18 protein-coding genes and 1 tRNA gene are annotated in these 21,531 nt (G+C 45.0%); 6 read left to right on the plus strand and 13 right to left on the minus strand.

All coding sequences use genetic code 11. The features are described 5' to 3' along the window. Nucleotides 1-39 precede the first annotated feature (39 nt). Nucleotides 40-897: a methyltransferase domain-containing protein gene (locus MHM87_RS07325; RefSeq protein WP_239258432.1), complete on the plus strand. Its 858-nt coding sequence runs from the start codon at nt 40-42 to the stop codon at nt 895-897. Nucleotides 898-1,084: 187 nt separating this feature from the next. Here MHM87_RS07325 and MHM87_RS07330 read toward each other — a convergent pair whose 3' ends face one another. Both MHM87_RS07330 and metG read right to left on the minus strand, forming a co-directional pair. Continuing rightward, nucleotides 1,085-1,924, minus strand: a complete 840-nt coding sequence (locus tag MHM87_RS07330) for a mechanosensitive ion channel domain-containing protein (RefSeq protein WP_039225292.1) — start codon at nt 1,922-1,924, stop codon at nt 1,085-1,087. 342 nt (nt 1,925-2,266) lie between these two features. Further along, nucleotides 2,267-4,294 (minus strand): methionine--tRNA ligase, encoded by a 2,028-nt coding sequence (gene metG, locus MHM87_RS07335; RefSeq protein WP_239258324.1) that lies wholly within the window; start codon nt 4,292-4,294, stop codon nt 2,267-2,269. A gap of 108 nt (nt 4,295-4,402) precedes the next feature. Here metG and apbC point away from each other — a divergent pair, with 108 nt between their 5' ends. From apbC to MHM87_RS07355, 4 genes are all read left to right on the plus strand, one after another. Then, the gene (gene apbC / locus MHM87_RS07340; RefSeq protein ID WP_239258326.1) at nt 4,403-5,509 is read left to right on the plus strand and encodes an iron-sulfur cluster carrier protein ApbC; all 1,107 of its coding nucleotides are present in this window, start codon (nt 4,403-4,405) and stop codon (nt 5,507-5,509) included. A gap of 224 nt (nt 5,510-5,733) precedes the next feature. Continuing rightward, nucleotides 5,734-6,327, plus strand: a complete 594-nt coding sequence (gene dcd / locus MHM87_RS07345; RefSeq protein ID WP_014976864.1) for a dCTP deaminase — start codon at nt 5,734-5,736, stop codon at nt 6,325-6,327. A gap of 124 nt (nt 6,328-6,451) precedes the next feature. Further along, complete coding sequence (locus tag MHM87_RS07350) at nt 6,452-7,888, plus strand: SLC13 family permease (protein WP_075177467.1); 1,437 nt, start codon at nt 6,452-6,454, stop codon at nt 7,886-7,888. A 134-nt stretch (nt 7,889-8,022) separates the two neighbouring features. Then, nucleotides 8,023-8,099: transfer RNA gene (locus MHM87_RS07355), tRNA-Pro, on the plus strand. 149 nt (nt 8,100-8,248) lie between these two features. On the opposite strand, the gene MHM87_RS07360 is transcribed toward MHM87_RS07355, so the two are convergent. From MHM87_RS07360 to MHM87_RS07390, 7 genes are all read right to left on the minus strand, one after another. Further along, the gene (locus MHM87_RS07360) at nt 8,249-8,428 is read right to left on the minus strand and encodes a YrhK family protein (RefSeq protein ID WP_014976860.1); all 180 of its coding nucleotides are present in this window, start codon (nt 8,426-8,428) and stop codon (nt 8,249-8,251) included. 19 nt (nt 8,429-8,447) lie between these two features. Beyond that, nucleotides 8,448-8,897 carry a carboxymuconolactone decarboxylase family protein gene (locus MHM87_RS07365; protein ID WP_239258328.1) on the minus strand — a complete coding sequence of 150 codons (450 nt, stop codon included), beginning with the start codon at nt 8,895-8,897 and terminating at the stop codon, nt 8,448-8,450. A gap of 48 nt (nt 8,898-8,945) precedes the next feature. Further along, complete coding sequence (locus tag MHM87_RS07370) at nt 8,946-9,758, minus strand: helix-turn-helix domain-containing protein (RefSeq protein WP_239258330.1); 813 nt, start codon at nt 9,756-9,758, stop codon at nt 8,946-8,948. 207 nt (nt 9,759-9,965) lie between these two features. Next, complete coding sequence (locus MHM87_RS07375; protein WP_239258332.1) at nt 9,966-10,109, minus strand: hypothetical protein; 144 nt, start codon at nt 10,107-10,109, stop codon at nt 9,966-9,968. 232 nt (nt 10,110-10,341) lie between these two features. Next, nucleotides 10,342-11,694, minus strand: a complete 1,353-nt coding sequence (locus MHM87_RS07380; protein ID WP_239258334.1) for a GAF domain-containing sensor histidine kinase — start codon at nt 11,692-11,694, stop codon at nt 10,342-10,344. Further along, nucleotides 11,691-13,220, minus strand: coding sequence for a DUF3369 domain-containing protein (locus tag MHM87_RS07385; RefSeq protein ID WP_239258336.1), 1,530 nt, complete (start codon nt 13,218-13,220; stop codon nt 11,691-11,693). Before MHM87_RS07385 ends, MHM87_RS07380 begins: the two co-directional genes overlap by 4 nt. A 239-nt stretch (nt 13,221-13,459) precedes the next feature. Then, complete coding sequence (locus tag MHM87_RS07390; protein ID WP_239258338.1) at nt 13,460-14,962, minus strand: catalase; 1,503 nt, start codon at nt 14,960-14,962, stop codon at nt 13,460-13,462. A gap of 229 nt (nt 14,963-15,191) precedes the next feature. On the opposite strand from MHM87_RS07390, the gene MHM87_RS07395 reads away from it, so the two are divergent. Continuing rightward, nucleotides 15,192-15,863: a nitroreductase gene (locus tag MHM87_RS07395; RefSeq protein WP_239258340.1), complete on the plus strand. Its 672-nt coding sequence runs from the start codon at nt 15,192-15,194 to the stop codon at nt 15,861-15,863. Between the two features lie 144 nt (nt 15,864-16,007). Here the strand turns inward: MHM87_RS07395 and MHM87_RS07400 are convergent, their stop codons facing one another. From MHM87_RS07400 to MHM87_RS07415, 4 genes are all read right to left on the minus strand, one after another. Further along, on the minus strand, nt 16,008-17,891 hold the full coding sequence (locus MHM87_RS07400; protein WP_239258342.1) for a bifunctional diguanylate cyclase/phosphodiesterase: 1,884 nt from the start codon (nt 17,889-17,891) through the stop codon (nt 16,008-16,010). 413 nt (nt 17,892-18,304) lie between these two features. Then, nucleotides 18,305-19,411: an NADH:flavin oxidoreductase/NADH oxidase gene (locus MHM87_RS07405; protein WP_014949897.1), complete on the minus strand. Its 1,107-nt coding sequence runs from the start codon at nt 19,409-19,411 to the stop codon at nt 18,305-18,307. 63 nt (nt 19,412-19,474) lie between these two features. Then, a complete protein-coding gene (locus MHM87_RS07410; protein WP_239258344.1) occupies nt 19,475-20,629 on the minus strand; it encodes an iron-containing alcohol dehydrogenase in 1,155 nt (384 codons plus the stop codon). Nucleotides 20,630-20,643: 14 nt separating this feature from the next. Continuing rightward, the gene (locus MHM87_RS07415) at nt 20,644-21,510 is read right to left on the minus strand and encodes a type 1 glutamine amidotransferase domain-containing protein (RefSeq protein ID WP_239258346.1); all 867 of its coding nucleotides are present in this window, start codon (nt 21,508-21,510) and stop codon (nt 20,644-20,646) included. Between the last annotated feature and the right edge of the window lie 21 nt (nt 21,511-21,531).

Below are 21,531 nucleotides of genomic sequence, written 5' to 3' on the forward strand. Positions count from 1 at the left end.
CTTGTGAAGAGCAGAGCAACCTAAGAGCGCGCAGTGTTAATGAGATCGGCGTTTAAAGCCAAACCGCCACGCTACCCTACAAATTGGAATGATTTCCCCGCGGGAGAGCACATTCGACATGCGGTCAATGCAGTTTGTAGCGATTATGCTGAGCGAATTTTTGGGTATCACTTTGCCAAACTAGGCTCGCTAAGTGCCGATATAAATCTCGACACTAGTCCAATCCGACACCACATTAATCACGTTCCGTTTAATGACCTAGCTAGCGAGCAGCCACACCACAATGAAGCGAAAGAGGGCTTTCCCAATCACAATGCATCGGGTATATCGTTAGGCGGTGATAAACGCGAACTGAAAATAAGTAGAGAAAACACGGTAGTTGGCCAGTCGCACTGCTTACCCTTCGCCGAAAACAGCATTGATGGCTTTCTACTTGCTAATGAATTAGATTTTGCACAAGACCCTCACGAAATATTAAGAGAAGTAGACCGCGTTATTACACAAAACGGTTATGTGATCATAAGTGGCTTTAACCCCTTAAGCCTCGCCGGCATTGCCAAATTTCTACCTGTTAAGCGCGGAAATATCCTACACGATGCACGCTTTTTTACGTCCTATCGCATTAAAGATTGGCTTCAGCTACTGGGATTTGAAATTGTTGAACAACGTCAAGTGATGTTCTCAACGCTCTTTTTTCAACAAAAGTGGAAAGGGGCGGTTAAGCTTCAAGACTATTTAGCATCTTACTTGCCATGGTGCAGTGCGGTGTACGTAATACTCGCGAAAAAGCGGGTTATACCCATGACCGCAATAAAGCCCAAACGCAATTTGAAGCCGCGTTTTTCGGCGGTGGGCGCCAGTGTAAGGACCTCTACGATGAATCGCACGCTGCGCTAGTATTGTTAATGTGTATGCCATGTGCAAAGAGAGCACGCCAAGCTCTTAACTTGAAAGCAGCGACAGACGCTAACCATCTTCTATATTTACCAAGATGTTGTAACTAAAATGGATGGCTTTCGTGTTTTTACGCAAGTTTGAAAGGGGAATTGGAGATAGCATAGACTGCTATCTCCTAACTGAGACGTTAGTCGTTACTCGTTTTATAGAGGTGCACATCTCGTTGTGGATATGGGATGCTAATACCTTCTTCGTCAAAAGCTTTTTTAACTTTTTCCTGCATATCCCAGTAGTAAGGCCACAAGTCATCTGTGGCGACCCACGGTCTAAACATTAAATCGACTGAGTTATCGCCTAATCCGCCTACACAAATTCTTGGTGCAGGGTCGGTCAACGAGCGCTCATCTTCTTCAAATAGACGCTGCAACACCTTCTTCGCTTTATCGATATCGTCATCGTAACCTATGCCAAATGTCATGTCGCAACGGCGTTTATCATATACGCTAACGTTAATTAACGTAGCATTAGACAGGCTGCCATTGGGAATAACAATGCGCTTATTGTCAAAAGTGTTAAGTACAGTATAAAGAATTTGTATCTCTGACACTGAGCCTAAATGACCCTCTGCTTCAATGGTGTCACCCACTTTAAAGGGTTTAAAAATCAGTATTAGCACACCGCCAGCAAAGTTCGCCAGGCTGCCTTGTAATGCCAGACCAATAGCTAAACCTGCTGCACCTACGACGGCAATAAATGAGGTGGTTTCAATGCCTATCATTGAGGCAACTGAAATCAACAGCATTACTTTTAGCACCGCACTGATAAGTCCGCACAGAAACTTATTTAACGTGGGATCCTTTTTACCTAGCCGATGATCTAATAGGTTTACAAAACGATTCACTAACCAGAGACCCACCACCAAAGTAAGAATAGCCAATAATAATTTGGGGGTGTAAGTCATCACCAGTGAAATAGCTTTTTCGGTTAATTCCGATAAATCGATATTAGTCCCGAAGAAATCTTCCATAAATACCTCTTTTATTAATTAATCACGTTGATTACGTTAAAAAAAGAGGGTTAGATCGCCTAGATTCAAACCGAACTGAACTGCGCTGTTTTTTGACAAGAGTTTTCTAGCCGATTTGCCTTAGGCAGATAAGGTTAGTGAGTGGGTAAGTAATTAGTGAGGGAGGAGTGTAGGATGATAAGGCTTATTAGCATACCAAGTTACGTGCTTGCACCTTGATTCTGGTTATATGATTTTTGCTTTATAAATCTAGGCGCCGCTTTGACCGCCCAATAAAAAAGGTGACATCCCGTCGCGTTATAGCGCTGAATGACACCTTATTTTTATGGGGCACTTCAAAGCTTACTTAACGCGCATACCCGGCTTTGCACCTTCGTGCGGCTCAAGAATGTATAGCTCGTCGCCACCAGGGCCCGCGGCTAATACCATGCCTTCACTCATGCCAAAACGCATTTTACGAGGGGCTAGGTTTGCCACCATTACCGTGTGCTTACCGATGAGGGCTTCAGGCGAGTAGGCCGACTTAATACCTGCAAAAACTTGCTTAGTTTCGCCGCCTAAATCTAGCTCTAAGCGTAAAAGTTTGTCAGCTTTTTCTACGTGTTCAGCTTTAGCAATACGTGCAATACGTAAATCTACCTTAGCGAACTCATCAAACGAGATAGTGTCGCTGATAGGGTCTTTAGCAAGCGGGCTGTCTGGGTCGATTGCCGGTGCTGCTGGCGCTAGGCTTTCTTTTGAATCTTCAACCATGGCGTCGATTTTCTCCATTTCTACACGCTGCATCATTGGCTTAAATTTGTTGATGGCGTGGCCTTTCAATAGGGTTTGAAGTGAATTCCAGTCGAACTTATCGTTTAAGAATTCTTCTGCTTTTTCTGCAAGTACAGGAAGCACAGGCTTCAAGTAAATCACTAACAGACGGAACATGTTGATACCTAGCGAGCATACATCGTGTGTGAACTGCTGCTTAGTCTCGTCTTTAATGGTTACCCAAGGTGCATTGTTATCAATGAACTGGTTCGCTTTATCAGCAAGGGCCATGATTTCGCGCACGGCTTGGTGGTACTTACGCTTCTCGAAGAGTGCAGCAATGCTGTCTGACGCGTTTTGGAACTCAGCAATCAGCTCCGGCTCAATCACGTTGTCAGATAATTTGCCGTCAAAACGCTTAGTAATAAAGCTAGCGCAGCGGCTAGCAATGTTAACCACTTTGCCGACCAGGTCTGAATTCACTTTTTGTGCGAAGTCAGTAAAGTTAAGGTCGATGTCGGTAACACCGTCGCCTAACTTAGACGCAAAGTAGTAACGCAGATATTCTGGGTTCAGGTGGTCAAGGTAAGTACGGCCTTTTATAAACGTGCCGCGCGACTTTGACATTTTCGCACCGTTTACGGTTACGAAACCGTGAATGTTTACGCCAGTAGGCTTACGGTATCCCGCGCCTTCTAGCATGGCAGGCCAGAACAGGCAGTGGAAGTAGGTAATATCTTTACCAATAAAGTGATAAAGCTCAGCGTCTGAGTCTGCTTTCCAGAAGTCATCAAACTCTAGATTGTTTTGGTCGCAGAAGTTTTTGAAACTTGCCATGTAGCCAACAGGCGCATCTACCCACACGTAGAAAAATTTGTTCGGCGCACCTGGAATTTCAAAACCAAAATACGGCGCATCACGGCTGATGTCCCACTGCTGAAGACCTTCAGTAAACCATTCTTGCAGCTTGTTAGCCATTTCTTCCTGCAGGGCACCTGAGCGGATCCACTCTTTTAACATGCCTTCAAATTTTGGCAGGTCAAAGAAGAAGTGCTCAGACTCACGTAGTACTGGTGTAGCACCCGATACAACGCTGCGCGGGTTCTTTACTTCTGTTGGGCTATACGTTGCGCCACATACGTCACAGCTGTCGCCGTTTTGATCTTCTGCGCCACAGCTTGGGCAGGTACCCTTAACGAAACGATCCGGTAAGAACATTTCTTTTTCAGGGTCGAACAGCTGGTTAATGGTGCGTTTGCTGATGTAACCCGCGTTATCTAAACGGGTGTAAATTTCTTCACACAGCGCCTTGTTTTCTGGCGAATGGGTTACATAGTAGTTGTCGTAATCTACGTGAAAATCAACAAGGTCTTGGTGATGTTCAGCACGCGTTCTTGCCACCATTTCTTCTGGTGTAATGCCAAGCTCTTGGGCTTTAAGCATAACCGGCGTACCGTGTGCATCGTCGGCGCAAACACTGTAACATTCGTTTCCGCGAAGGCGCTGAAAACGAGTCCAGATGTCGGTTTGAATGTGTTCTAGCAAATGACCTAAGTGAATAGAGCCATTTGCGTATGGCAACGCACTGGTTACCAGAATTCGGCGTTTTTCTGACATAATGACGTTATTGATTCTTTGCGTTTCAAAATGGCTGCAAATACTAGCGGAAAACCGCGTTTTTTGCATTACGTAATTCACACAATTCTACTACTAGTAAGGCATTTTATGTTCTTTTCTCGCAAAGCAGAGCCGGCAACTCAAAAAGTTGCTGCAATTTTGGCCAAGTATTTTTCATTAGATGTTGAAGTTACCTTGCCATGGTGTGCTTTTAGTCAGCCAGAGAACGAAGATGGAGGCGTGACAGTTACCTTGCCATTTTGTATTGCTACCCAGTTAGACACGCTAAAACAAGAAGTGCTTAAACAGCTAAAAGGGAAGCTTGGCGATGACCAGCTTACGTTTAAACAAAGTGTAGCAAGTGGAGAAACAGAAGTAGCTCCGGTCACCAACATTAAAAACATCATAGCGGTGGCTTCAGGCAAGGGTGGCGTAGGTAAGTCGACAACCAGCATTAATTTAGCGTTTGCGCTTATGCAGGAAGGCGCGAAAGTAGGGATTTTGGATGCCGATATTTATGGGCCATCAATTCCCATTATGTTGGGCAACCCCGATGCTCACCCTGAAAGTGAAGATAATAAGCACATGCAGCCCCTTATGTCACATGGGCTGGTGGCGAACTCAATTGGCTATTTAGTGCCTCAGGAAGACGCGGCCGTATGGCGAGGGCCAATGGCAAGCAGGGCGTTAAAGCAGTTATTAGATGAAACCCTATGGCCCGTGCTGGACTACTTAATTGTAGATATGCCACCAGGAACAGGCGATATTCAACTGACGATGGCGCAACAGGTTCCGCTGACTGCTTCAGTGGTAGTTACAACGCCGCAAGACTTAGCGCTAGCCGACGCCCAAAAAGGCATAAGCATGTTTGAAAAAGTTAACGTACCTGTATTAGGGCTTATTGAAAACATGAGTTATTACCAGTGCAGAGCCTGTGGTACCAAAGACTATGTGTTTTCAAAAGACGGGGGCGAGGCGCTTGCCGAACGCCATGGACTGCCACTTTTAGGTCAGCTACCGCTTGATATCCATATTCGCGAGCATGGCGATGCCGGCACGCCTTTGTTAATTACTTCGCCTGATAGCGACTTAAGTGAAAGCTATCGCGAGGCAGCTAGAGCACTGTCTATGCAATTGGCCCTTACTGTTGCGCCTCGAAAAGGGGCAGTTAGACACATTAAGGGCAACCCGATTGGCATTGTTGGTAAAGAGTAACTAGCTTGAAATATCTAGGTAACAAATATCAGGAATGCCCGACGGATAGGTAAATTCAGACAGGTGTAGTAAAGGTGAATTATAGCCAGGTTCGATTGCTTAAATTTAAAATTTGATAAAACTATACGAAAATTGCGCAAAAGCAGATAAAACAAGCCTTTGAGCAGTTGAATGCATGCGGCGACATACGCATAATAGCGGCCTAACGAAATGAGGAATACACCATGCGCTTGTGCGACCGCGATATCTACCAACATCTGCAAGATGGAAAAATTAAAATTGACCCTACACCCAGCTACGATCAAATAAGTGGTGTAACGGTAGATATCCGCCTAGGTAATAAATTTCGCGTGTTTGAAGATCACCAAGCGCCGTTTATCGATTTAAGTGGGCCGAAAGCACAGGTTCAAGAAGCGCTCGACCATGTTATGAGCGATGAAATTGAACTAGAAGAGGGTAAAGCCTTCTTTCTACACCCCGGAGAACTGGCGCTTGCTATTACCCACGAGTCAGTAACTTTGCCTGACAACATCGTAGGTTGGTTAGACGGGCGTTCTTCGCTTGCGCGTTTGGGCTTAATGGTTCACGTGACCGCGCATCGAATAGATCCAGGTTGGTCGGGCAACATCGTTCTTGAGTTTTACAACAGTGGTAAGTTACCGCTGGCGCTTCGCCCTAAAATGAAAATAGGGGCACTTAGCTTTGAGGTTTTATCGGCGCCAGCCGAAAAGCCGTACAACGCACGAGTGGACGCTAAATACAAAGGCCAAGCAGGCGCAGTTGCAAGCCGAATCTCGTCAGACGACGAGAGTAAATAAAAGAAACCGTCTTAAAAACACGTTTTTTTCGCAAAAGCGTAGTGCGTTTCCCGCTAATTACTGATAGAAAATATAAGAGCAATAACTAGCACTTATAATAAAGCTATTAGTAACGGGAAGCGCAATGCACACAAACTCTGAACCTTCTTCAGAAACTCTACAACGAAAGCCAACACGTAAAAACAGCATAATTCTATTTGCCTTTATCGCTTCAGTACTATGTGGCTTGGGATTGTGGGCCATTGATCAGCCCAGTGAGATCATTTTTACCGCAGCAATTACGCTATTTGTCGCTGTGCTCTGGGTGACTGAAGCGCTCCCCATTCCCGCTACCTCACTTTTACCCTTCGCGCTATTCCCGCTATTTGGTGTGTTGTCTCACAGCGAAGCTGCCTCTGCTCTCGGAAGCCACGTTATCATTCTATTAATGGCTGCTTTCATGCTTTCAAAAGGGTTGGAGCGCGCTAACTTACACAAGCGTTTCGCCATTTACATGTTGCGTATCACGGGCAGCGGTAGCCCGCTCAAACTGGTACTGGGCTTCATGTTAACAACCGCAGTACTCAGTATGTGGATTAGTAACACGGCAACAATCCTAATGATGTTGCCAATGGCTATCGCTATTATTAACGCAGTAGACAATCCTCGATTTGGCGTGGCGCTTATACTTGGTATCGCTTATTCGGCAAGCCTAGGTGGGGTAGGGACACCGATTGGGACGCCACCTAATATTATCTTTATGAGCGTGTATGAAGAAACACAAGGTATTGAATACAGCTTTATCGACTGGATGAAAACAGGCGTACCAATCGTAATACTAGGCGTACCTATTATGGCCTTATGGTTAGCGCGCGGTATTAAACAAGTGGGGAACATCGATTTACCTGTCCCAGGCACATGGACAAAAGCCGAGAAGCGTGTTCTTGCTATTTTTGGCACTGTCGCTTTAGCTTGGATTTTCAGACCTTTTTGGACTGCTTGGATAGGCATAAGCACAATAAGTGACAGTACTATTGCCGTAGCGGGTGTTGCTGCTATGTTCTTTACAAACAGCGGAAACGATAGCGGTGAAGTAGACGAAAAAGGAAACAACGACAAACTTCTTGATTGGAAAACCGCAAACGATATTCCGTGGGGCATGTTGTTATTGTTTGCTGGCGGTATTTGTATTGCCAAAGCATTTATGTCATCAGGCTTAAGTGTTCTTATGGGAACATGGCTAACGGGACTTTCTACGCTTCCTGTTCTTCTATTGGTACTTGGAATTTGCTTGTTCGTTACCTTCTTGACGGAAATTACCTCTAACACGGCAACATCTACACTACTAATGCCAATTCTAGCGGCCGCGGGTATGGCTGTGGGCGTAGATCCTAAGTTGTTGATGATCCCCGCGGCAATTAGCGCAAGTTGCGCTTTTATGCTGCCAGTAGCTACAGCGCCTAACGCCATTGCATACTCAACGGAAAAGTTCGACATAAAAACTATGGCCAGAGAGGGTGTGGTGCTCAACGTGTTAGTTGCACTGGTAGTAACTGGGGTGTGTTACGTTACGCTGGCCTAACAAATTAATTGGCAACTATGTGATTTGACGTAGAAATTAGTGAAGATGGTTAGCAATTGAGCGCTTAAACAGGCTTATTGCTAATTCTCGTTGCAATGTGAACAAATTTGAGTAGACTTATCCGCTCTTTCGGTCGGTGTGTAGCGCAGCCTGGTAGCGCACTGTCATGGGGTGTCAGGGGTCGGAGGTTCAAATCCTCTCACACCGACCAACTTCTCTCTCCCCATTCAATGGCTTATGCCATATATATCAAAGTAAAATCGAAACTCACTTTTCTTGTACCAATATACAGCAGTAAATTTCGCTCAATAAAAGAGTGCATAGTTGTATATACACTCTTAAACACTATTAGCGCAAAGCCTAGTTGGTTTTAATGCTCAAGATGTCTAAAAGCATCAATAGAGAACCCGCCATAAACAACCATACTCCAGCGGTTGCAAATTTGCTGAAGGCTGGCAAGAAAAGGGTACTTCCCCAAAAAAAGCACAAGCAGGCGGCTACACCCAATTTGTTATTTTGTACTTGTTTCATGATAGTCATTTTCACGTCTTCCTTACTACTAAATAGAAGGTTGAAACTGAAGGCTTACTGAAATACGGTTCCAGCTATTAATTTGAAGAATAATAGACGTGAGTTCTATCAGCCCTTCTTTTCCGAAGGTGCTTTCTACACTGTTATACATTTCTTCAGTAATAGTGGAAGAGTGGATAAGCGTTAACGCTTCCGTCCACGCTAATGCTGTTCTCTCTTCAAAACTGAAACAATCTAGCTCTCTCCATGCAGACAATACATCAAGCCTTGACTGATTTTCATCAGACACTCTCGCTTCTTCGGCGTGCATGTGTTGGCAGAAGCCGCACTGATTAATTTGTGACGCACGAAGCTTAACTAAATGTATGAGTTTATGACTTAAAGTACTTTTGAAAGATGGCTTAACTAAGCCTGTGAGGTGTTCAAGAATATGGGGATATTCAGAATATAGCTCAGATTGTGTAATACGTTTTTTCATAGTGATCTCCTTTAAACTGCGGAGAACTATAAAGTCTAAGCAAAATGCTTAATTGTAAATTTGCGACAACTTTCGCTTTCTATACTGAAGGGGCGTTTCCAGCGCGAAATCACTAAACGAATGCGTAAAGTGCGCTTGGTCGAAGTAACCACATGCCAAGGCGACGTGGCTCAGCGCTTCAGAATTTGAGGTTAATAACGATCGTGCATGGCGTATTTGAGCAAATTTATACAGTTTGTTTGGCGAGAAACCAAAGTTCGTGCGAAATTGGCGCTCCAGCGTTCTTCGGCTGACGCCGAACTGATCGGCAAGATGTTGTGGGGGCACCAGTAAATTCATCGACTGATAAAGCATGCGCTCCCATTTCTGAAAGGCTCCATCAGTATTTTCTGCTAGCTCAATCAACCAGTGCTGTATTGCTAAGCACTGCTGGCTAATAGTTTTTCCAATAAGATAGGCTTGCAGTCGTTGATAGGAATCACGCTGCTTAACCATAGCCAACGCGATGTCGATTTGTTGGTTTTGACTGTCATCAAAGGTTAAACCGAACAAGTATTTCAAGGCACCGGGCCTAAATCTTACACTTATTTGTCTGCAAGCCAGTTCCCACGGCATGGCGCAGACCTGAGTATGGTAAAACAATTGTGCTTCACAGTTAGTTTGATCGAGATAAAAAGTCAAACTAGCACCTGCATCGGGATAAAATTTTTCGTTTAGCGTTGTAGCTGAGCCTTCTGGGTTATCAATCACCCATATGCATTGTACAAACCGTTTTATGGAAGCAGCAGGGGTCACGAAACCAATATCAATCTGCTTAAAGCTAGCGGCAGGAATAATTTCGTTGTTGGTTGAAGCGTCCATAAACGTTGGTTGCGAGTCTAGAGTTAAATCAGTGAAGCTTTATATTACCCCTGTCGCGTGCCGTATCAAGACAAAGTTTCACGTTTAGTTAGCGTAGCGACCTAAAAAGCTTGTTATAGATTTCACCACGGCTTCAGCACTTTCAATTTGCGGATAGTGCCCAATTTGATCGAGCTCAATTACGTCTGCATTGGGAATGAGTTATTCCTACCGCGCCACCATATGCGCGCCAGAGATTGGTTCAGCCATGCCTGCGGTTAGTCGAAGAGGGGCATTGGCATTTTGCAGTGCACTTACCCAGCGCTCTCGGTATTGTTTACGCTGCTTCATATAGTCCAAAAGTAAGTGCATGTGTTGGTGACCATTCTGTTTTATTAAAAACTTGCTGACCGTCGACGTTTAAAAAGTGGCCGGAACTTCGCCATTGTGAAAGTTGCATTTCTACATGCCTTGTTATGCTTTTGTATTTAGCTTGCCCAGCCTTTGATTTCAGGTCTGTCGTGAGGGCGACATTTTAATAATGTCGCGCGCTGCACAGGGAATTTATAACGCAGGGTATAGGTAGTGGAAAATGAGAGGCACGCTAGTCTTCAACCGGAATACAGACGGTTACTTTCGTTCCCTCTCCAGGGGTTGATGTTAAGTCAATCTCACCGTTAAATTTTTGTCGTACTAAGTTGTATAAAATATTTAGGCCCAGCCCTGTACCGCCTTTATCACGAGCCGTGGTGTAAAATGGCTCGAATACCTTCTTGTGAAGTGCCTCTGGTATACCTTTGCCATTGTCTTGTACGCTAATCACAATGCCTTTGGCATTTTTGCTGCAGCTCACACTTACTCTATTTACGTCGTTATTTACCGATGGACCAAAAGCGTGACGCTGAGCATTCGAGATTAAATTTGTTAGCAATTGGGCAATTATACCAGGGCAGGTGGTTATCACTAAATTGGGCGTAACGTCTATGCTTAGCTCGACTTGTTCTTTGCGAAGCATGGGTTTTAAGGGGTTACAGACTCTAGGGATATATTCGTCTAATGCAATTTCTTCTATTTCTAACGACGTTTGGTCAGCAGAAGTGCGCTTAAAGTCTTGTACTAAATTCGCTGCCCGCATCAGGCTTGTTTCAGCCAAGTTTAGCCCTTCAGAGCAAATAGCTTCGAAGTCTTTAAAACCCTGCTCGGTTAATTCATCGTTTTCGAAGTCTCGATAGATGCCTTTTAGTTCTTCTTTGCAGTTACTGACGGAGGTAAGTGCAATGCCTAACGGCGTATTAACTTCGTGAGCAATGCCTGCGACTAGATTTCCTAACGCCGCCATTTTTTCTGACTCGACGAGCTTTTCTTGTGCGGCCTCAAGTTCAGCCGTGCGGTCTATTACTTTTTGCTCAAGGGTTTGGTTGGCCTCAATTAGCCTCTGCTCGTAATCTGCGCGCTCATTTGCACTCACTGCACGCCCGTAAAGGTCTGCCAGTGACGCCGCAAATACAACTTCATCGGCATGCCATTCACGGGCTTTGCCTTGATGTTCACAGCAAATTATCCCAATCATTTTGCCGCGGTGGCGAATAGGGACATCAAGCATAGAGCTAATCCCAAGCGGCGTTAAATACACTTCTGCAAATTCAAATGTTGCAACATCTGTTAATGCGTCGTGGGCCGCAATGGTTCTCTCTGAATCTAGCGCCTCGAAATAATGAGGAAAGTCTTTTCGGGTAAGTACTAAGCTTTCGTGGTCCAGGTCATTACCCTTATCAATGAGCAATGTGCACTGTACCAGTGTTTGCATTTCATCATACAACCAAATGCCAGCTCGAGTAATTTGCAAACCCTCACACACCGAGTTGATAATAAGTCTAGAAGCAACGTCTAATTCACCTTTATCAATATCTGCGCTTTGGCTAACGCGTAATAAGATTAGTTCTAGCGATTCTTTCATTCATCTTCGTCCGGTTCTGTGGCTCGGATTTCAAGGATTCTGTCGAAGTGCTCTATCATAATGTGGGTGATTAGCGGATCGAATTGTTTCCCGGAATTCTCATGAAGATAGGCTTTTACTTCCTCAGGACTCCATGCCGGTTTATAGCAGCGCTTAGATAGCAATGCGTCGACAACGTCGACAATTGCCATAATACGACCCTCCACGGGAATGTCGTCTCCAGCTAAACCTTCAGGGTAACCTTGACCATCCCACCGCTCATGATGCGTTTTCGCAATGATGGCGCCCATTTTAGCAACGATGCGATCAGATCCCGCAAGTAGCTCATAGCCTTTTTGTGCATGGGTCTTCATGATCTCCCATTCTTCGGGGTCGAGTTTGCCCGGCTTATGTAAAATAGTTTCAGGGATGCTAATTTTACCCACATCATGAAGTGCGGCTGAATACCGTATGGTCTCAATAAACTCTCGGCTCATGTAAAGCTTTTCAGAGAGAAATTCGGTCATAAGAATGACCCTTCTCACATGGCCACCGGTCTCTTTACTCCGCATTTCGATTGCGTCGCTAAGCACCATAATGAGTTCTTTTTGGGTTTTTTGTATGTCTTCTTTTTGCGTGAGATTTTGGAATATTACCGCCACATTAGAGGCAAACATCTCTAAGGTCTTGCGCTGCAGAGCATCCAGTGGATGATCTAACTTAACATATAAAATGTTGTGGCTATCTTCTCCAATAGGGTAGTAGCCGATGAATAAATCTTTAGACTGATAGTGACTTTTGTTTTCTAAGACTTGTTTGATTTCTTCTTCGATGGTTTCAGGAATTCGGCTAGAAATTCCAGGTTCGCATAATCCAACTAGGTCGCCGCTGGCACCTAGCACCGTCATGGTCGTATCGCCATATAAGTCGGTGTGCTGAGTAGACAAGTAGAGTACAGAGTTGTTTAGGTTAAGCAGTGTAAGTGTCTGTTTCAACACTGCGGTGCCAAATTGGGCTAAAGACTGGCTTGCTAAAACGGAAGACGAGGATTTTAAAACGTCTTCCATACCGCGCTTACCTTGCTCAATGGTCTGAATATCCCGATATGACCTTATTGCTGTGTATACGCATGATTTAAGTTTAAGCGATGATAATTCGGTTTTGGCTTTGTAGTCGTTTATGTCGTAACGCCTGATTACCTCTTCTTCCGGCACCTGACCAGGTTGACCTGTTCGCAGAATAAGGCGGGCGGTATGGTTATTGAGCTCGTTGCGAATGGCATCAACCAAATTCAAACCCGCATCGTCAGTTTCCATTACCACATCAACGAAAGCGAGAGCGATGTCTGGATTTGCTTTGAAAAGTGCTAGGCCTTCAGCGCCACTGTGAGCTGATAGAAATTCAACCCCGCGTTTTTCGAAATTAAATTTCCGCAGAGTGAGTTTAGTAACCTCATGTACGCCTTCTTCATCATCGATTATGGCTATTTTCCATGGAGCTTGGCGAGAGGTGGATTGTTCTGTTTTTGACTTCTTAAATAACGACATACATAGCGCTATAAACGTTAAGATACATTAAACGTAAGCCACAATTTTCAATCTCGCAAACCTACTCGACAAGTTTTGTTCTAAAGTTCAATGAGCATATTTTGATGACAGAAGTCTCTTTATCATCAGTTAGACGTGTTTTAGGCAAGTAAAAATATGCCATGTTTGTTTAATTGTGTAGCCCAGCAGATTTCAGTAGGAGAAAACCGCTGGGCTGCGATACCTTACAACAATAGCGTTTAGCTATTTTCGATAGGGGTATTTTCAGTAATCGGTACCGTATTTACGTCGGTATCTAAGCTTTCTACCGCATTTCGTACGCCTGCGGCGTAGTCTGGATGTACCTTTTCTAGTACGGCATACCAACGCTCTTTTACGCTATCTGAGCACGGGCCCATAGCGGCAGCGTAGTTTTTGTATAGCCGTTCTTTTTGATCATCAGAAAACATCTCATACAGTTTTCGCGGCTGCACGTAATCCACATCTGCTTCATCTTGATGATATCTATCGGCATCTCCATCAATGCGAAGCGGGGGCTCTTTCACCGAAAAGTCAGCCACCGGACCTTCGTATTGGTTAGGCTCGTAGTAGGCGTCAGGGTTACCAAAATCATTGGTAAAGAAGCGCATTGCGCCGTCTTTGTGATAGTGGTTTACCTTGCTATTTTTCGGCGCATTAGCGGGGAGTGCTTCATAGTGTGTGCCCAAACGATAGCGATGGGCATCAGCATAAGAAAATATGCGAGCCTGAAGCATTTTGTCAGGGCTAAAACCAATACCAGGGACAACATTTGACGGACTGAATGCTGCGTTTTCTATCATTTGAAAGTAGTTTTCTGGATTTCTGTTCATTTCCAGTTCGCCAACTTCAATAAGCGGATGGTCATCGTGAGGCCACACCTTGGTTAGGTCAAACGGGTTATAGCTTTGCTGTCCTGCTTCCTCTTCTGGCATGGCCTGAATGTACATTGTCCATTTTGGGAAATTGCCTTCTTCAATGGCGTTATATAGCTCTTCTTGATATTTTTCCCGAGTGCTTCCAATGATTTTTTCAGACGTCTCATTGGTGTAGTTTTTAATGCCTTGTTGAGTTTTGAAATGGAACTTTACCCAATGACGCTTGCCTTCTTTATTCCACATGCTGAAAGTGTGGCTGCCATAGCCGTTCATGTGCATAGGTGACACTGGAATACCACGGTCCGACATTAAAATGGTAACTTGGTGCACGCTTTCTGGCTGTGCAGCCCAAAAGTCGAACATGGCTTCTGGTGAACGCAGGTTAGTTTTCGGATGGCGTTTTTGCGTACGAATAAAGTCAGGGAACTTGTATCCATCACGAATGAAGAAGACAGGAGTATTATTACCTACCATATCCCAGTTGCCTTGTTGTGTGTAAAACTTCAAGCTAAAGCCTCGCACGTCACGCTCGGTATCAGCTGCGCCTGATTCTCCTGCTACCGTAGACCACCGGCTTAATACTTCAGTTTGTTTGCCCACTTCTGAGAATAAGTCAGCGCATGTGTAATCGGTAATGTCGTGCGTGACCGTAAATGTGCCCTGTGCACCCCAGCCTTTCGCGTGAACGACACGTTCTGGAATTCGTTCGCGGTTTTGATGCGCTAACTTTTCGATTAGTTGATAATCTTGTAAGAGGGCGGGGCCGCGCTCTCCTGCTGTTTTAGTGGTTTCGTTACTTACTACGGGGGCGCCTGCCGACGTGGTTAACTGCGGTTTCTTAGCCATTATAAAACTCCTTTCGTATGCTTCTTTTGAAAGCCAAACTTCCATAAACATCATGTGTGCCTGACTCATGACATGCTTTTGCTACGCACTGCTAAATGAAAGGGTTTACAAACCTCTATATATATCTATAAAAACAAACAATCTGAATTAGGTTTGCCACCTATTGAAGAGCAAACTCGTCGTGTTTACTCTAACTTAACAAGTTCAATTACCGCGTTTAAGGAAGTGTATGAATTTTGCAGAGTTTGCAGCATCAAGAAAGAGTGTTAGAGGGTTCACTAAACAGCCCGTTACTAAGGAAACAGTAGACGCGATTATCAACGCAGCGAAGTGGGCGCCATCGTCCTATAACACGCAAACCTGGAAAATTCATGCAGTAACAGGCGACGTGCTTGATAGAATTCGTGAAGGCAACACCAAAAATACACTTGAAGGTAAACCGCACACTCGAGACTTTCCCTACAAAGAGGACTACGAGGGGATTCACCGCCAGCGTCAAATTGATGTAGCCATACAGCTGTTCGACGTGATGGGAATAACCCGAGAAGACAAGGAAAAGCGTATGGATTGGATGATGCGCGGCTTTAGGCAGTTTGATGCACCCGTTTCTTTGGTGCTTACCTATGACAAGGCTTTAGAGCCAGCAGGGATCACGCAGTTTGGTTTAGGGTCGCTGGCGTATGGCATTGTGCTAGCTGCATGGGACTTAGGGCTTGGTTGTGTTATCAATGGTCAGGGCATTATGCAGTCTGATGTGGTACACAAGCACGCTAACATCCCTGATGATGAGGCCATTATGATTTGCATAGCCTTGGGCTATCCAGACCCAGAGTTCGCTGCAAACGAGGTTCGCTCAACTCGCGCCGACAACGAAGAGTTTGTGACGTATCACGGGTTTTAGTGTTTTTCGATTTAGGCGGATGGGTATTTTTAGCAAGCTAATGCTGCGTTAAGCCTTCGGCATGAAAACGTCCGTTTGAAATATCATGGGTCTCTAAAACAGCGCCTTCACAGCGGAACATTTCCGAATTTTTAGTGTAAGTGGTTACTTTGTTGGATGATTACTTAAGAATTGTTCTATCTCGGGCGCGGGGAGTGGCTTGCTCCAATAATAGCCTTGACCCAAGTCACACCCCATTTTTATTAGCTTTTCTAAAACGGGTTTACTTTCAATACCTTCAGCTACCGCTTTCATGCCAAGGCTGTCGGCAATGCTGATTATTGCTGCAACTAAAGGTCCGTCGTTTTCTCCAATGCCCAAGGTGTTGATAAAAATGCGGTCTATTTTGAGTTTGCGAGCGCTAAATGTCTGTAGATAATTTAAATTAGAGTAACCGGTACCAAAATCATCAATGGCAAAGTGCACGCCTAACGATTTAATGGCTTCGAGTTGTTCGCCAGTGGTGCCATTTTCATCCGCGAGTATGGTTTCAGTTAGCTCCAGCTCTAAAAATTGCGGTGCTAATTGTGAATTTTGCAAGGCCTGCTCAACGACAGCGGGGAGCGTACCATCTTTGAATTGTGCAAAGGATAAGTTTACGGCAACCGTAAGATTAGTATGACCGTTTTCATGCTGTTTAGCGCAAAATTCACAAGCCTGATTTAATACCCAAGCACCAAGAGGGATGATCAAGCCACTGCTTTCGGCTAAAGGTATGAACTTGTCGGGGAATATCATTGAGCCGTCTTTCTGAGGCCATCTCAAAAGCGCCTCTACGGCTTGAACCTTGTTAGAGGCAAGGTCTATCAATGGTTGGTAGTAGACCTCGAATTCATTGGCATGTACGGCCGGGCGCAAACGCTGAGTAAGTGTGAATCTTTCATCGTTTTCTTCGTCAAAGCGCACGTCATAGTATTCGTATCTATTTCTGCCGTTGCGTTTCGCTTCGTACATGGCAATATCCGCTTTTCGGCACAGCTGCTTAAATTTAATTCCGTCATAAGGCGCTTGTGCCACACCAATTGAACCCGATACTACCACTTTGGTTTGCAGCACTTCGAACTCGTTCGAACACCACGTAATTAAGTTTTTACATAAGTCATCGATTTCAGATTTGTCTGATATTTCTGGCACCAACACAATAAACTCATCGCCACCGAAGCGAATTAAACTTTGCTTTGTGGATAGGTGGTCGGTGATGGTTTGAGATATTTTTTGAAGAAACCGATCGCCCGCAGCATGGCCAAGAGCGTCATTCACGGGTTTAAAATTGTCTAAGTCTATGAACAGCAGCGCGAGCTGAAGCCCTTTATCTTCACTCTCGCGTAGCTTTTCGTTGAAAAGTCGCTCGCCTAAAATCCTATTTGGCAAGTTTGTGAGCGGATCGTGATGTGCCAAGTGCTGGATATGTGCTCTATTTTGCTCAACTTTAGACACCTCTTGCTGCAGTGACTGCATAAGTCGACGAATATCCTGTATTAAAACAAAAACGCTGAAGCCCGTAATAACGTAAATAACCATGATGAAAAGCACATGAGACCAGCTCAAAATAGGCGGGTTTGGTGTTACCACATCGTGCATTATCAACCACGTAAGCGTAATGCACTGAAGAAGCACTAAAGATAAAACGGTGCCAAATAGGGCAATTCCACCTAATAAAGCTGCAAATATGATGACGCCAGGATAGCCAATCATGGCGATATCAAATACGCCTGCACCTGTTGCGGATAGGGCAAACAGCATTGACGACATAGCGCCTAAAAGTAGGTAGCTGCTGGTGGTAACGTAATACTTGTATGCGAGCGAGCCAGTGACGATTAATGAGAACAGGCTCAGTAAAACGATATCAAAAGTTATGCCTCTCGCGACCAGAGACGAAACAAAAAGCCCGAAGCCTGTTACCGCGCTTATTTGAATGACACGGCGCCTTCGGAGTGACGTTAGATCAGCAAGCTTTGCTGATGAGGAAAAAAAATCTTTAACCTGCATTCTTTCAAATCTTGAAGAAGGTTTATAGCAACCTTAAACCTAACTTGGAAAAAAGCAAGTGCAGAGACGCAACGTTATACCAATCCGCATAGATAATTGCCCACTCAGAAGGTGCTGGCAAGTTTCCTAGCGAAGCGTGGGAATGTAGGAATGGCTGTTCCCTTTCAAATTCCCAGAATGAAGCTAGGAAGCTTGCCAGACCTTCCCGAAGGGCGAGTTTAAAATGTCCGTACTCTTTGTTGTGTCACCTTAATGTAGAACCACTATACCTGCGGTAACACGCCGCGATTACGAACATTTTAAGTCTCGCTGAGTGGGTAATTATCTATGCGGACTGGTATTATATGTTATTGGCAAAAGACGAGGAAAAACACAGCAGTGCTCGAAAACACTGCTGCCTGTAAAGTCAATAATTACCTTTCGTCTGATGGTGCGTAACGCTCCAACCAGTGTGCATATGGTGCAGGCATTACCCAAGATGGTTTTTCAACGCCTAGCTTTTTCGCTGCAAAGTAAGACCAGTGTGGGTTAGTAAGATGCATTCTACCTACCATAACAACGTCAAGTTGTTGGTTTTCAATGGTATCGTTGGCGAGCTCTGGTGTGTCTACTCCCCAAGCTGTAGCAACCGGGATCCCGGCTTCATCACGTACCTTTTTCGCAATTGGAGCAAGGAAAGCCGGGCCCCAAGGAATATTCGCATCAGGCGTGTTAAAGCCAACGCTAACGCTAACGAAATCAGTACCAATTTCTTTGAACTGTTTTACAAGTTCGATAGACTCGCTCAACGTCTGTTCGTCATCACCATCGTATTCGATAACGCCAAAGCGTACGGTAAGCGGTAGGTTTTCAGGCCAAACCGCACGCACTGCGCTCAGTGTTTCAAGTAAGAATCGACCACGGCCTTGCGCATCACCGCCGTATTCGTCGGTACGCTTATTGGCGTGCTTCGAGAAAAAGCTTTGAGCCAAATAACCGTGGGCAAAATGCAGTTCAAGCCACTCGAATCCAGCTTCAAGCGCGCGCTGGGCACCTTTCACAAAGTCACTCTTAACGCGCTCAATATCGGCTTTAGTCATTTCTGTAGGCGTAACAGGTAAGTGTGCCCCGAAGGCTTCTGCCGAAGGTCCAATAGGCTGCCACCCTTTTTCTTCACTTGGCTGAATGTGGTCATCGCCTTCCCAAGGGCGGTTAGCACTCGCTTTGCGCCCGGCATGTGCAATTTGAATTCCAGCAACAGCGCCTTGGCTTTTTATACGATCAGCAACATTTTTTAAGCCACTAACGTGTTCATCTTTCCAAATACCTAAGCAATTTGGCGTGATACGTCCTTCTGGCGAGACGGCGGTTGCCTCAACGATAACCAATCCAGCACCGCCTCGGGCAAATGACTGGTAGTTTGCTTCATGCCACTGGTTTGTAAACCCATCTTCTGCAGAGTATTGGCACATAGGAGGCACAGCAATACGATTGCGAAGCGTCACGTCTTTTAACGAAAATTGTTCAAATAATGCAGTCATATTTCTCTCTTTCTAAATAAACAAAAGCACTCAGCGAAGGCTGAGTGCTTTAAAACCTAGGGGTTATGCCGCGAGAGTTAGAATTTCACGGGCTTTAGCAAGGTCGATGTCACCATGCTCGCCAAGCGCTGTTAAGCCGTTGCGTTCAAGGTTCTCGATTAGCCCATCAATGGCAGACTTTTCAATGTTGTGGTCTGACAGGCGGGTTTTAACCTGCATAGTTTCAAAAAAGTCCTGAACCGCTTTTATGGTTAAGTCTATGGCCTTTTCTTTGTCATCTTCCTGAATGCCAAACACGCGCTCACCTAGCTGCAGAATTTTTTCCTGCTTTTTGTCGCGCTGCACGAACATTAACGACGGTAGAACAATTGCTAGGGTCACGGCGTGATCTAAACCGTGTAACGCAGTAAGTTCGTGACCTATCATATGTGTGCCCCAGTCTTGCGGTACACCTTTGCCGATTAATCCGTTAAGCGCCATTGTTGCTGACCACATTACGTTTGCACGCACATCGTAATCTTCAGGCGTCGCTAACGCTTTAGGACCTTCTTGAACTAAGGTTTGTAAAATTCCTTCTGCAAAGCGGTCTTGAAGCGGTGCGTTTACAGGGTAGGTAAGGTATTGCTCAATCACGTGAACAAAAGCATCAACCACGCCGTTCGATACTTGACGTGGTGGAAGTGAATAGGTGAACTCAGGATCAAGTACGGCAAAAACAGGCTGAACTGTTTCAGAAGAAAACGCGCGTTTTTGCGACGTTTCTTTTCTGTTTACTACCGAGTTACCGTTACTCTCAGAACCTGTCGCAGGTAAAGTAAGTACTGCGCCAATAGGTAATGGATTTTCAAATGCTGCACCTTTAATAAGTATGTCCCATGGATCGCCTGCAAAGTTAACGGCAGCAGCTACAAATTTCGCGCCATCAATAACACTTCCACCGCCAACAGCAAGAATGAAGTTCACGTCATTTTCACGGGCGACATTCACAGCTTTCATCAGTGTTTCAAATTCTGGGTTTGGTTCAACACCTTGAAATTCAATAACCTCAGCACCTGCTAGTGCAGTCGTTACTTTATCGTGAATACCATTTGTCTTAATTGAGCCGCCACCGTAGAGGAAGAGGACTTTTGCTTGTTTAGGCAAACGTGAAGGCACTTCACTTAGTTGCCCCTTGCCGAACAAAATTTCGGTTTGATTTTTGAACGTAAAATTAAGCATAGTGTTGCCTGTCCTTAATTAGGTTGTGAATTTAACTGTTGTAAAAGCTTTTCAGCTAACAGTTCATCAGAAAACGGGTTTTGGCCTGTAATAAGCTCACGGTCTACTACTATATTTGGCGCCCACATTTCTTTGAATTCCATCTTGCCACCCGCTTGCGCCATGGCGTCTGCTGGGTAGTACAATAACGTTGCGTCGTTTAACGTGCTTTCAAAATAGGCCTCTTCCGGAGTGGAGAAGATTGTCATTTTGTAGCCATCATAAATCCAACTCTCAGATGAGGCTTGCTCTCCGGATTTCAATGCCAGTTCAAATGCCTGCGGGTTAGACTGCCCAGAAAGTAAGGCGATTGGACCATGGCAGATTGCGGCAGTAGGTTTTCCTTCACTGTGAAAGTGAGACAAAATTTCACCCACTTGAGGATTGTTTGCCAGGTCGATAAGCGGTGCATGACCGCCTGGAATGAAAACGCCTTCAAACTCTTCTAGGCCTTGTCCAATCACTTCGCTCAATGACAGCGTGTCATCAATGCCTTCTATTGACGTTACAAACGTTTGAATGTCTCTCATTTGCGATTCGCCGCCATCAAAGTATTGCGGTATTACTGACTTTTTATCTACAGATGGCGCATTGCCTTTTGGCGTGGCCAATACCAGTTTGTAGCCTGCATCTACCAATGCTTTTGCCGGCACACCAAACTCGTTAAGGTAATAGCCTGTAGGCTCTGTTTTGCCATCTGCAAGTTGCATTACATTTTCACTTGAAAGTAGTACAAGTATTTCGCCTTTACCGGCATTCGCAGCTTTAACGTCTGCCGCATAGGCCGACTGTGATAAGCCCGCAATAATGGCGAGCGATAAAATTGATAATGCTGATGTCATGTGTAGCTCCTGTCGCATTAG

It is taken from the genome of Alteromonas sp. Cnat3-28 (genome assembly GCF_022348265.1).
Lineage (GTDB): Bacteria > Pseudomonadota > Gammaproteobacteria > Enterobacterales > Alteromonadaceae > Alteromonas > Alteromonas macleodii.